Genomic DNA, 12,352 nt, shown 5'->3' with positions numbered 1-12,352 from the left:
TCAGAACACGGCGCCTTGGGTCATCGCGAGATGCTCGACGATCGGCCCGAGCGCGAGCGCCGGGAAGAACGTCAAGCCGCCGATGATCAGGATCACACCGACGACGAGGCCGACGAACAGGCCCCCGGTGGTCGGGAACGTGCCGTTCGACGGCGGAATCGACTTCTTGCCCGCAAGCGAGCCCGCGATCGCCATGGCCGGCACGATCATGAAGAAGCGGCCGACGAACATCGCGCTCGCGAGCGTCAGGTTGTAGAAGAAGGTATTGCCGGAGAGGCCTGCGAAGGCCGAGCCGTTGTTGCCGGTCGCCGACGTATAGGCATAGAGCACCTCGGTGAAGCCGTGCGGCCCGGCATTGGCCATCGAGGCGACGGCCGGCGGAAACACCACGGCGACCGCAGTCCAGCCGAGATACATCAGCGGCAGCACCAGGATCGCCAGCATCGCCATCTTGACCTCGCGTGCCTCGATCTTCTTGCCGACATATTCCGGCGTGCGGCCGACCATCAGGCCTGCGACGAAGATCGCGAGCACGACGAACAGCAGCATGCCGTAGAGCCCGGCGCCGACGCCGCCGATGATGATCTCGCCGAGCTGCATGTTGATCAGCGGGATCATGCCGCCGAGCGCAGTGAGGCTGTCATGCATCGCGTTGACCGCGCCGCAGGACGCATCGGTGGTGATCACCGCGAACATCGACGAAGCGATGATGCCGAAGCGGACTTCCTTGCCCTCCATGTTGCCGCCGGTCAGGCCGAGCGCATTGAGCGCGGTGGTGCCGTTGGCCTCGGCCCAATAGGTGACGGCGACGCCGGCGAGGAACAGCACGCCCATGACGGAGAAGATCGCCCAGCCCTGGCGCTGGTTGCCGACCATGCGGCCGAACACGTTGGTGAGGCCCGCGCCGAGCGCGAAGATCGAGATCATCTGCACGAAGTTCGACAGCGCCGTCGGGTTCTCGAACGGATGCGCGGCGTTGGCATTGAAGAAGCCGCCGCCATTGGTGCCGAGCATCTTGATCGCGACCTGCGAGGCGACGGGGCCGACCGCGATGGTCTGCCTTGCGCCTTCCAGCGTGATGGCCTCGACATAGTCGCCGAGCGTCTGCGGCATGCCCTGCCAGACCAGGAACAGCGCGTAGACGATGCAGATAGGCAACAGGATGTAGAGCGTGCAGCGCGTCACATCGACCCAGAAATTGCCGACCGTGCGCATCGAGGCGCGCGCGAAGCCGCGGATCAGCGCCACGGCCAGCACGATGCCGGTCGCGGCCGACAGGAAGTTCTGGTGGGTGAGGCCGACCATCTGCACCAGATAGGACAGCGTGCTCTCGCCGCCGTAGTTCTGCCAATTGGTGTTGGTGATGAAGCTGATTGCGGTGTTGAAGGACAGGTCCTCGGCGACGGCCGATTGCGCGGCCGGATTGAACGGCAGAAACGCCTGCAGCCGCATCAGGCCATAGATGATCAGGACGCCGCCGACATGGAACAGGAGCATGGCGACGGTGTAGGTCAGCCAATGCTGCTCGCGCTTGTCGTCGACGCCGCTGATCCGGTAGAGACCGGCCTCGACCGGGCGCAGCACCGGCGACAGAAAGGTGCGCTCGCCGTTGAAGACGCGCGTCATGTACCAGCCGAGCGGCTTTGTCAGGGCGACGATGATGGCGCAGTACAGAATGATTTGAATCCAGCCAATTGCGGTCATGGGGTTTTGCCTTCAGAGGACGCGGAACGGGGCGAGATCAAAACCGCTCGGGCCGCAGCAGCGCGTAGGTGAGATAGACCAACAGGCCGAGCGAGACGGCGGCGGCCAGCGAATAGTCGAAGATCATGAGTGTCTCCTTCAGAGCCGCTCGCAGGCATAGGTGTAACCGATCGCCAGCGCGAACAGGCCGAAGGCGAGGGCGATCATCAGAACGTCCAGCATGGGGGGTGCTCCTCATTGTGCGCTTCGCGCACAATCGTTGCGAATCGGGAGGACGGGCGAATTGCGATGGATCAACGGCGAGCGAAATCCGCCGGGTGCCCTTCATCCCGATGTCGGGGCCGAAACGTGTCATCGGCCGCATAGGTTTTCGAGAAGACGGGAGCGCTGAACTTATAGGAATCCCATAAAGACGATCGCGGTCGGACGCGACGCTTATGCCGCCCTTATATTTCTCCCCACCCGGCCATCTCGTTTTTAAATGCCGCAGCCGTCATCCTGGCGAGACGTATGCCGCTGCGGCGGCAAACATCGACATGAGATGACGCCATGCCTGCTTTGCTGACGCGGAGCGCTGCGCTGCTGCGCGAGATCATCGAGAAGGCGCGCCACCGTTTTGCGCCCGAGGTGCCGACCGCCGAGACCGCGCCGATCGCGGTGCGAGAACCCGCCGAGGTGCAGAGCGAGATCGATCTGCTCGCCGAGCCGCTTTGCTGCGACAATTTCACGTGACCATCCGCGCCGAACGTCATTGCGGATAAACGTCAAACGAAAGCCGCGGGACGCGCCATGCAAGGCGTCCCGCGGCGAATGGCAACGCTCAGAATATCTGCTCAGAAGATCTTGACCGCGCTCTCCAGCGTCTTCCAGACGCCCCAGGCGAGCGGGACGCCGACGAACAGCCAGAACAGCGCGGCCTTGACGTCGAGGCCACCCTTGCCGATGCCGAACGAGCCGTGCTGGATCGCCGCCTCGCTCTTGGCGCTCTCGGCCTGCAGCTTTGCGACCTCGGCATCACTGAGATGCCACTTGTCGTCGACCGGCTTGATCAGGAAGTTGCAGACCAGCCCGATCACGAGCAATCCGGCCAGGATGTACATCGTGCGATCATAAGCCAGCGCCCGGTCGATGCCGGCCTGCAGTTGGGCGTCGCGGATGTAGCCGACCAGGAGCGGACCGACGACGCCCGCGGTGGACCACGCCGTCAGCAGACGGCCATGGATCGCGCCGACGAATTGCGGGCCGAACATGTCGGCAAGATAGGCCGGAATGGTCGCGAAACCGCCGCCATACATGGTGAGAATCACGCAGAACGCTCCGACGAACAGCAGCCGCGACCCCATATGAGCGAAGCTCGGCGCGAGCGCATAGAGCGCGATGCCGAGAATGAAGAAGGTGTAGTAGGTGCTCTTCCTTCCGATGTGATCCGACAGGGAGGCCCAGAAGAATCGGCCGCCGATGTTGAACAGCGAAAGCAGGCCGACGAAGCCGGCGGCGATGGTCGCGACCGCCACCTTCTGCGTCGCGTCGAGCGCGGAGACGCCGATATCCGGATGGCCGATCAGCGAACCGCCGAAGATCTCCTGCAGCATCGGCGAGGCCATGGCGAGCACGCCGATGCCCGCGGAAACGTTCATGCACAGCACCATCCACATCAACCAGAATTGCGGCGTCTTGTGCGCATCTTCGAGGTGAACGTTGTTCCGCGTGATCATCGCCTTGGCCTGTGCCGGCGGCGTCCAGCCCTCAGGTTGCCAACCGACCGGCGAGACCCGATAGGCGAAAGCACCGATCATCATGAAGACGAAGTAGATCAGGCCCATCACCAGGAAGGCCTGCCAGACGCCGACGTCGGTCGGCGTCTTGAAATAGTTGATCAGGAGATTGGCCAGGGGCGAGCCGATCATGGCGCCGCCGCCGAAACCCATGATGGCCATACCGGTCGCCATGCCGCGCCGATCCGGGAACCACTTCACCAGGGTCGAAACCGGCGAGATGTAGCCGAGGCCGAGCCCCACGCCGCCGATTAGCCCGAGGCCGAGCCAGAGAATCCAGAGCTGATGGACGTAGACGCCGAACGACGAAATCGCGAAACCGCCCGCCCAGCACAGCGCGGCGACGGCGCCTGCCTTGCGCGGCCCTGCCCGCTCCAGCCAGCCGCCGAACACCGCCGCCGACAGCCCGAGCATCACGATTCCGATGGTGAAGATGAACAGGAGATTCGTGATCTGCCAGTCGCAGGTGGTCGTGAACAGGTCACCGAACATCGATGGGCTCGAACATGCTGCGGGCTTGTCGATGCCGATCGCGCGCGACAGCGGCAGCCAGAACACGCTCAGCCCATAGGACATGCCGATGCAGAGATGGATGCACAGCGCCGCCGGTGGCACCAGCCATCGATTGAATCCGGCCTTCGCGATAGTGTGCTCGCGATCGAGAAGTCCAGCCCCCACGCCGGCCATGGTTCCCGCGCTGTCGATACTTGCCATACATCTCTCCCCTTCCAACCACCCGTGTTGGACTCTTCTAGCTCCTGGGATTCCTGTTCCGGTCGCATGACCGCGAAGGGCCGCGTGAATCCTCCTGCGCTATCCGCAAGATACGCCGGGATCGGAACGCCCATTTTGCGTGTGATCGTGGCATGCCACAACCTCTATCGCAACGACAGATTGATTGGGGCAGATGCCGCTTTCGTTGTCGATAGACAAAAGGTCGCGTAGCGACCTTCGCTGATGCGAAAGGCCGGTCAGCCTTGTGTAGCTGACGACTGATTAGCCTTTCCGATCAGTCGATCGGTCTTTTCGATCAAGAACACGATCCGCTGCGCAGTGTGCTCGGTGATCTCGACTTTGTCGCCTGTCTCCCGCACCAGATTCGGAATGTCGATCACGGACAACGGATCGGTGCAATGAATTTCCAGGAGGTCGCCCGATCTCAGCGGCATCAGCGCCTTGCGCGTCTTCAGCACCGGCAGCGGACATTTCAGCCCGGTGAGATCCAGTCGTATCGTCGTCATGCAGCGCAGCATGGCGAGCGGAATCGGCGCCGTCAACCGATCTGCCGCGCCGGCAGATCCGCACGACGGTCACGCTTTCGCCAAGCTCGGCGCATCCGTCGGTCTCCACGAGAGCCGGGACGCCACCGTGCGGGAATTTCATCGCCGCGAAGATGCCATCCTCCGCCTTGCGAAGCGGACATATTGACGGCGCCCGGCTTTCCTCCGGTCACCGAAGGTCGCCGCGCCTCAGATCTCCGCGGCGTTCAGCGCCAGCACATCCTCGAGCCCGATCGCGGACCGCCGCAGCATCGTGGCGACGGCGGGAATGTCGTCGAGCCAAGCGGTCGGCAGCGTGGTCGCCACGGTGACGTCGGCGACGATCCCTACAATGCCGGGGTCGTCGGGAAACATCAGCGGCTTGGCGTTGGCGGCGCGGTGCACCTCGATCCTGCGATGCGGGTCGGACCTGTAGCCTTCGACGATGACGAGGTCGACCGCCGACAGCTTCGCCAACAGCTCCGGCAGGCGGGGCTCGCGGGCGCCGCGCAGTTCGTGCATCAGCGCCCAGCGCCTGCCGGACGACACCAGCACCTCCTCGGCGCCCGCCTCGCGGTGCCGCCAGGAATCCTTGCCGGGAACGTCGACGTCGAAATCGTGGTGGGCATGCTTGATCACGGAGACCTGCAGCCCCTGCGCCTTGAGAAGCGGCAGCACCCGCGTCACCAGCGTGGTCTTGCCTGCGCCGCTCCAGCCGGCGAGCCCAATGACTCTCATTCAGTCTACTCTCCGGAACCCGCCGCCTCGTCATTGCGAGCGCAGCGAAGCAATCCATCTTTCCCCGGGGTTGATACGTGGATTGCTTCGCTTCGCTCGCAATGACGGCTGGGGCCGCATTTCGTTCAATCTTCACCAATGCTATATCCGCGCGCACGCCCTGTCATGCTAACCTCGGCGGTATCATGAAGACCGACAAGGCCGCCGTGGCAAATCCGGATGCTCCGCGCCTCAACGGGCGCGGCGTGCCGCCCACGCCGGGCGTGCTGGTCGCCGGCGGGCTGGCGCGGCGCATGGGCGGCGGCGACAAGCCGATGCGCAGCATTGCCGGCCGCACCATCCTGGAACGCGCGATCGCGCGGCTTGCGCCGCAATGCGACGGCCTCGTCCTCAACGCCAATGGCGAGCCGGCGCGCTTCGCCGCGTTCGGCCTGCCGGTGATCGGCGACAGCGTCGCCGATTTTCCAGGACCGCTCGCGGGCATCCTCGCCGGCCTCGACTGGGCCGCAACCAACCGGCCGGAGGTCGAATGGATGCTGAGCGCGGCGGCCGATTGCCCGTTCCTGCCGCGCGATCTCGTCGCGCGCCTGCATCGGGCCCGTGCCGAGCAGAACGCCGAGCTCGCCATCGCGGCCTCCGCCGAGCAGTCGCATCCGGTGATCGGCCTGTGGCGCGTCGGCTTGCGCGAGGAGCTGCGCCACGCGCTGGTGGTGGAGGGCGTCAGGAAAGTCGGCCGCTGGGCCGCGCGCTTTTCGCTCGCCACCGTCATTTGGCCGACGACACCGCTCGATCCGTTCTTCAACGCCAACACGGCCGAGGATCTCGCCGAAGCCGAGCGGCTCGCCGCGGCGGACGAAGGATAGCCGGCGCGAGGGTGGCTTGTCCGCGGATGCTCGCCCTGGGGCGCACCGCGATTCACAGCGTCTGCCGCACCGCGCCGCCGTCGACCGGGATCGCCGCGCCGTTGATGTAGCGCGCGAGCGGCGAGGCCAGGAACGCGACCAGGTGGCCGATGTCGTAGGGCTCGCCGAAATAGCCGGCGGGAATGTTCTGCTTGATGTAGTCGGCGCGCGACTGCTCCGTCGGGTGCAGCCTGGTCAGAATCTGCGCCGTGTTGATGCGCCCCGGCGCGATGGTGTTGACCGTGATGCCGTAGCCGCCGAGCGCGAACCCCAGCGTTCGCGACCAGCTCGCCAGCGCCGCCTTGGCGGGCGCCGCGGCATTCGGCCTTGGCGCCACCAGCGCCCCGGAAATGCTGATGATCCGGCCCCAGCGCTGCGCCTTCATCGCGGGCACGACGAGATCGGCGAGCCGCCGCGCGGCCATGAAGTTGAGGTTGAACGATTCGTCCCAATAGTCATCGTCCACCTCGCCGGCGATCGGCCGCGCGGCGCCGGCATTGTTGACGAGGATGTCGATCCGGCCGCCGAGCGCTGCCGCGGCTTCGGCCGCGATCTGGCCCGGGCCATCCTTGGCGCCGACATCGCCCACCACGATCGCCGGCCGTCCGCCCGCGCTGGCGGCGAGCTTTTCGGCCACCACGTCGAGCGAAGCCTGCGTACGCCCGCTGATCGCCACCCGCACCCCCGCGTCCGCGAGCGCCTCCGCCACACCGGCGCCGATGCCGCCGCTCGCGGCCGTGACGAGCGCGGTCTTGCCGGTGAGATCGAGATCCATGTCATGCCTCCGAGCCTGTCAGCTTCGTCAGCCGGATGCTATCGCCGCGATCGGGACATGTCACGGCGTCGGCGACACTCGTTCGTCCGTTGCGACATGCTGGGCAAACGACAACGCATAGCCGTTATCATCCAACAGGCCGAACTCACGCACGCCGTAAGCCATGGTCTCGATTGGGTAAGAGATACGCGCGCGAGTCTTGAGGCTCTCCCACAGCTCCTCGACATTGTCGACCTCCAGATAGATCGAGCCGGTGAAGCGTGGGCCCTGCCAGGGCAGATGGGCGTTGGGCTGCGCGAGCATGATGTCCGCAACGCCAAGCCGAACGCGTGCGAAGCCTTCCGATTGCAGCGTGCAGGTGAAGCCGAGCTGCTCCACATAGAACCTCACGGACCGCGCGACGTTCTCAGTCGAGAGTGCAATCGAGACACTGCGAACGGCCATCTTCAACTCCCGAACCGGTTCCGCCGCTCCGGTATAGCGCATGGATCGACAAAGCGTAATCCGCTGCAAACGTCGGAACTGTCGCGCTTTTGCCCGTTCTATCCAGCTCGCCGAAGCCTGTGGGCGGATTAGCGAAAGCGTAATCCGCCCCACGGCCGCATCGAACCGAGCTGGAAATCAGGCCTTCACTCTGGTGTTTGAGACAGATTGCGCTTCGCTCATCCGCTCTACAAGCCGCGTGACCGGCCGCCGATCGTTTCATTCAGTTCCTTGCCGGCCTCGTCTTCGGTGCATAGGCAAACGCACCACCGCCGCAATCCAGTTTCATGGACAGGCAGGCGGTGTATTCCGCCTGGGAATACACCCCGATCGGGTGGTGAGCGGCAGGCTTGCCCGGGAACGGATTGTGGTCGCAGTAGCCCGTGCGGCCGGACGTCATGGCATTGCACTGTTCCTTGCTCGCAAACCCGCAGCTCAAGAGATTGTGTTCGTTGATCCGGCACCAATCTTCCGCGCTGGCCTTCGACACAGTCGTGGCAACGACAGCGATTGCAAGCAGCGCTTTCACAGGGGGGACGATCATCGTCCTCGATAACGGCTTCATTCTTTCTTCCTATCTTCTTGTCGCGCCGCTCTCGAGGAGAAACGGCAGCCAACGTCGCATCATTTGCCCGGCGTAGATAGAAAGGCGTCGATTGACGTCAACCGGCTTCAACACTTTATCATTGTCGTACGATCATCATATTTGCTTCACATGGCCACGATCATCGCGCCGTCACTGCCTGAGGCGCTCGCGACTGCCGCGAGCCAAGAGGCCGCGTGCCGACCATGCGCAAAACCGGCCGTGGCCTACGGCAACTATCGCCTTCCGATTTTCGGAAAATCGCTTGACGCCGACCCCAAATCAGTGCGATTATAGGTGCATCCCGTCCCGGCAAGGGGGGCGTATCGCGATCGTCACGAACGCGGGACGGGGTGCGATGGACGCAGGCAACCCGTCAGACGAACGGGATGCCGCGGACGGCGAAACCGTGTGGTCCTGACACCCCGACGCTGGTGTCAAGCTCGCAAAGAGAGATGATCTTGCGAGCGACGGGGGCAAGAAAGCCCGGTCCCCGGGGAGAGCACGGCATAAGCGTTAACACCATCGCGCAGGGAATGCCGGTGATCTCGGCTGAACCTGTGGTAACCGCCGCGTGCGTTCTTGTTGCACGCGGGCCATGGGTGCGGCTGAAGCACTCGGCATTCCCTGCGCCCTCTTGATTTCCGGAGGGCCGGATCAATGGCATCACCCGGGCGTTTCGCGCCGCGGGAACGTTGCTCCATGACATTTCCGCTGTTTGCCGGATGGTTGAAGATCGCAGAAATCTGCATAAGGATGCGGGATACACAAACGCGTGCCGGCTCGCTTCGAGCTCGGCCGGTGGCGAGGCGCAGCAACACGAAAGACGCACGCCGCGTCGATTGGGGGAGGACCACTTGATTCCAGCCAGGACATTATCCCTGCTCGCGGCGCTGCTCGCCGCAATGCTGATGCCGGGCGCGGCGCGGGCGCAGATTTCCGACGACGCGGTCAAGATCGGCGTGCTCACCGACATGAACGGGCCGGCCTCGACGCCGACCGGCCAGGGCTCGGTGACGGCGGCGCAGATGGCGGTCGACGATTTCGGCGGCAAGGTGCTCGGCAAGCCGGTCAGCGTCATCATCGGCGACCACCAGCTCAAGCCAGACGTCGGCGCGGCCATCGCGCGGCGCTGGTACGACACCGAGCAGGTCGACCTGATCGTCGACGTGCCGGTCTCCGCAGTCGGCCTTGCGGTGCAGAGCATCGCCAACGAGAAGAAGAAGCTGTTCATCACCCAGTCGACGGGAACGGCCGATTTCCACGGCAAGTTCTGCTCGCCCTATGCGCTGCAATGGGTGTTCGACACCCATGCGCTCGCGGCGGGCACCGCGCAGGAGGTGGTCAAGCGCGGCGGCGACAGCTGGTTCTTCATCACCGACGACTACGCCTTCGGGCACTCGCTGGAGCGCGACGCCTCCGAGGTCGTGACGAAGACCGGCGGCAAGGTGGTCGGCTCGGTGCGGCCGCCGTTTGCGACCTCGGACGTCTCGTCCTTCATCCTGCAGGCGCAGGCGTCGAAGGCGAAGATCGTCGGCATTGCCGGCGGCCCGCCGAACAACGTGAACGAGATCAAGACCGCCGGCGAGTTCGGCATCTTCAAGGGCGGCCAGCAGATGGCGGCGCTGCTCGCGCTGATCACCGACGTCCACGGCCTCGGGTTGAAGGCGGCGCAGGGCCTGCTTTTGACCACCTCGTTCTACTGGGACATGGACGACAAGACGCGGGAATGGTCCAGGCGCTACTTCGCCAAGGTGAACCGGATGCCGACGATGTGGCAGGCCGGGGTCTATTCCGCCGTCTGGCATTATCTCGACGCGATCAAGGAGACCGGCACCGACGACCCGCTGAAGGTCACGGCCAGGATGCGCGAGAAACCGGTCGAGGATTTCTTCGCCCGCAACGGCCGGCTGCGCGAGGACAATCTGATGGTGCATGATCTCTGGCTGGCGCAGGTCAAGTCGCCGGACGAGAGCAAGTATCCGTGGGACTATTACCAGATCCTGGCGAAGATCCCGGGCGAGCAGGCGTTCGGCCCGCCCGACCGGGCGTGCCCGATGGTGAAGAAATGAGCGCGAGCAGGCGAGCTCTGCGTCAACGGCGCGACGCCGCATCATTGCAGTAGGCAAGCCTGCGATTTTATGGAAGCATCCTCCGACAACAAGAAGCCGAATGGGAGGATTCATGCCTCGGACCTTGCGTGCCGCGCTGTCGGCCCTCGTTTGCCTTGGGGGCCTTGCAGCGGGCGCAGCGCCCGTTTCCGCCGCCGATACCTACCCGAACCGCGCCGTGCACTGGATCAACGGCTTCGCGCCGGGCGGGCCGGTCGACACCACGGCGCGGATCATGGGCCAGTGGCTGTCGGATCATTTCGGCCAGCAGTTCGTGATCGAGAACCGCACCGGCTCCGGCGGCAACATCGCGGCCGCAGCGGCGATCAACGCCACGGCGGACGGCTACACACTGCTGTTCGTCGGAGCCAACAACCCGATCTCGGCCTCGCTCTACAAGAAACTGCCGTTCGACTTCCTACGCGACACCGTGCCGGTCGCGAGCATCATGCAGCTGCCCAACATGCTGGTGGTCGCCAACGACGTGCCCGCGAAGACCGTCCGCGAGTTCATCGACTACTGCAGGGCGAACCCCGGCAAGGTGTTCTTCGCCTCCTCCGGCAACGGCACGTCGGTGCATCTCGACGCCGAGCTGTTCAAGGCGATGACCCAATGCGAGATGGTGCACGTGCCCTATCGGGGATCGGCGCTCGCCTATCCCGACGTCATCTCCAACAAGGTGCAGCTCATCTTCGACAACCTGCCCGGCGCGCTGGAGCAGTCGCGCGGCGGCACCGTGCGGGCGCTCGGCGTCACCTCGCCGCAGCGCTGGCCGGGCGTGAGCGAGGTGCCGGCGATCGCCGAGACCGTGCCGGGATACGAGGCACTCGGCTTCTACGGCATCTGCGCGCCGAAGGGTACGCCGCCGGAGGTCGTCGACATCCTCAACAAGGCGGTCGCCGAAGCGTTGCAGGACCCCAAGCTGCTGGCGCGGCTGGCCCAGTTCGGCGGGCTTCCCCGGCCGATGTCGCCGTCCGAATTCGGCAAATTCCTCGCCGACGAGACCGAGAAGTGGCGCAAGGTCGTGCAGTTCGCCGGTGTATCGGTGGATTGACTTTGGGTGAGCCCGCCGCGGCGCATTGCGCGATTGCCCCCCGCCCTGTAAACGGACCCGGCACCGCTCAGCAGCCCGTCGGCCGCCCTGCGGCGGGGCCTGTAGCTCAATGGTTAGAGCCGGCCGCTCATAACGGTCTGGTTGCAGGTTCGAGTCCTGCCGGGCCCACCACGCGATCAAGACGCTCTTCAGAAGCCATTTCGGCGCAGAGGAAATCATCGCGCGGGACACGCGCGTCTTTGCCATCGAGATTGAAAGGGTTGCGGTGCTCATCATGACGGTCACGCAGGAAACCAGTCCCGGCACGCAAGGTCCGTTCTACGCCGACGCCGAAGCCGCCGAGGTGTTCGGCCGCCGGCTGCTGATCGCGCATGGCTTGCCCGAGGCGGATGCGGCGACGGTCGCGCGATGCCTGGTGCGCGCCGACCTGCGCGGTGTCGACACCCACGGGCTGCAGACGCTGCCGCGTTATCTCGAGCGCGTGCGGCGCGGATTGATCAATCCGCGCCCGGACTTGAAAGTCGAGCGCGTCACGCCGATGGTTGGCGCGCTCGATGGCCAGGACGCGTTCGGCTTCGTGGTCGCGACCAAAGCGATGGCGGAAGCGATCGAGATGGCGCGCGAGTTCGGCGTCGGCATCGTCTCCGCGCGCCGGAGCACGCATTTCGGCATGGCGGCCAATTATGCGCTGCAGGCGATGGATGCAGGCTATATCGGCATCGTCTTCACCAATGCCTCGAAAGCGATGCCGCCGTGGGGCGGCCGCGAAGGCCTGCTCGGCACCAGCCCGATCGCGGTGGCGGCACCGGGCGGAACGGAAATGCCGTTCGATCTCGACATGTCGCCGGCGGTCGCCGCGCGCGGAAAAATCCGGCGCGCCGCGCGGCGCGGCGAACCCATCCCGCCCGGCTACGCGCTCGACGCCAAAGGCCGCCAGACCACCGATCCCCATGCCGCGCTCGACGGCG

13 protein-coding genes and 1 tRNA gene are annotated in these 12,352 nt (G+C 65.1%); 6 read left to right on the top strand and 8 right to left on the bottom strand.

Annotation, left to right across the window (positions count from 1 at the left end; all coding sequences use genetic code 11):
- On the bottom strand, nt 1-1,704 hold the full coding sequence (gene kdpA, locus JOY90_RS00110; protein ID WP_291689142.1) for a potassium-transporting ATPase subunit KdpA: 1,704 nt from the start codon (nt 1,702-1,704) through the stop codon (nt 1-3).
- A 37-nt stretch (nt 1,705-1,741) separates the two neighbouring features.
- Entirely contained in the window at nt 1,742-1,831 is a 90-nt protein-coding gene (locus JOY90_RS00105) for a K(+)-transporting ATPase subunit F (protein ID WP_291689141.1), read from the bottom strand.
- A 422-nt stretch (nt 1,832-2,253) separates the two neighbouring features.
- Between JOY90_RS00105 and JOY90_RS00100 the strand changes: the two genes are divergently transcribed.
- A complete protein-coding gene (locus JOY90_RS00100) occupies nt 2,254-2,436 on the top strand; it encodes a hypothetical protein (RefSeq protein ID WP_291689140.1) in 183 nt (60 codons plus the stop codon).
- Between the two features lie 101 nt (nt 2,437-2,537).
- On the opposite strand, the gene JOY90_RS00095 is transcribed toward JOY90_RS00100, so the two are convergent.
- From JOY90_RS00095 to mobB, 3 genes are all read right to left on the bottom strand, one after another.
- Complete coding sequence (locus JOY90_RS00095) at nt 2,538-4,193, bottom strand: OFA family MFS transporter (protein WP_291689139.1); 1,656 nt, start codon at nt 4,191-4,193, stop codon at nt 2,538-2,540.
- Nucleotides 4,194-4,450: 257 nt separating this feature from the next.
- A complete protein-coding gene (locus tag JOY90_RS00090; RefSeq protein WP_291689163.1) occupies nt 4,451-4,720 on the bottom strand; it encodes a sulfurtransferase TusA family protein in 270 nt (89 codons plus the stop codon).
- A 228-nt stretch (nt 4,721-4,948) separates the two neighbouring features.
- Entirely contained in the window at nt 4,949-5,476 is a 528-nt protein-coding gene (gene mobB, locus JOY90_RS00085) for a molybdopterin-guanine dinucleotide biosynthesis protein B (RefSeq protein WP_291689138.1), read from the bottom strand.
- A gap of 185 nt (nt 5,477-5,661) precedes the next feature.
- On the opposite strand from mobB, the gene mobA reads away from it, so the two are divergent.
- Entirely contained in the window at nt 5,662-6,339 is a 678-nt protein-coding gene (gene mobA / locus JOY90_RS00080; protein WP_291689137.1) for a molybdenum cofactor guanylyltransferase MobA, read from the top strand.
- 52 nt (nt 6,340-6,391) lie between these two features.
- Here the strand turns inward: mobA and JOY90_RS00075 are convergent, their stop codons facing one another.
- The 3 genes from JOY90_RS00075 to JOY90_RS00065 all read right to left on the bottom strand — a co-directional run bounded on the left by JOY90_RS00075 (nt 6,392) and on the right by JOY90_RS00065 (nt 8,201).
- The gene (locus JOY90_RS00075) at nt 6,392-7,153 is read right to left on the bottom strand and encodes an SDR family oxidoreductase (RefSeq protein ID WP_291689136.1); all 762 of its coding nucleotides are present in this window, start codon (nt 7,151-7,153) and stop codon (nt 6,392-6,394) included.
- Between the two features lie 60 nt (nt 7,154-7,213).
- Nucleotides 7,214-7,597 carry a VOC family protein gene (locus JOY90_RS00070; protein WP_291689135.1) on the bottom strand — a complete coding sequence of 128 codons (384 nt, stop codon included), beginning with the start codon at nt 7,595-7,597 and terminating at the stop codon, nt 7,214-7,216.
- A gap of 262 nt (nt 7,598-7,859) precedes the next feature.
- Nucleotides 7,860-8,201 (bottom strand): DUF3551 domain-containing protein, encoded by a 342-nt coding sequence (locus tag JOY90_RS00065; protein WP_291689134.1) that lies wholly within the window; start codon nt 8,199-8,201, stop codon nt 7,860-7,862.
- 923 nt (nt 8,202-9,124) lie between these two features.
- Here JOY90_RS00065 and JOY90_RS00060 point away from each other — a divergent pair.
- From JOY90_RS00060 to JOY90_RS00045, 4 genes are all read left to right on the top strand, one after another.
- Nucleotides 9,125-10,291 carry an ABC transporter substrate-binding protein gene (locus tag JOY90_RS00060; protein ID WP_291689162.1) on the top strand — a complete coding sequence of 389 codons (1,167 nt, stop codon included), beginning with the start codon at nt 9,125-9,127 and terminating at the stop codon, nt 10,289-10,291.
- A gap of 112 nt (nt 10,292-10,403) precedes the next feature.
- Nucleotides 10,404-11,384 (top strand): tripartite tricarboxylate transporter substrate binding protein, encoded by a 981-nt coding sequence (locus JOY90_RS00055; protein WP_291689133.1) that lies wholly within the window; start codon nt 10,404-10,406, stop codon nt 11,382-11,384.
- Between the two features lie 95 nt (nt 11,385-11,479).
- Nucleotides 11,480-11,555, top strand: a tRNA-Ile gene (locus JOY90_RS00050).
- Between the two features lie 103 nt (nt 11,556-11,658).
- A partial coding sequence (locus JOY90_RS00045; RefSeq protein WP_291689132.1) for an Ldh family oxidoreductase occupies nt 11,659-12,352 on the top strand: 694 nt, incomplete at its 3' end.

Origin of the sequence: Bradyrhizobium sp., from assembly GCF_019242285.1 — a bacterium.
Lineage (GTDB): Bacteria > Pseudomonadota > Alphaproteobacteria > Rhizobiales > Xanthobacteraceae > Bradyrhizobium.
Note: the sequence above shows the minus strand (reverse complement) of the source record. Positions and strands in the feature narration are given on the sequence as shown.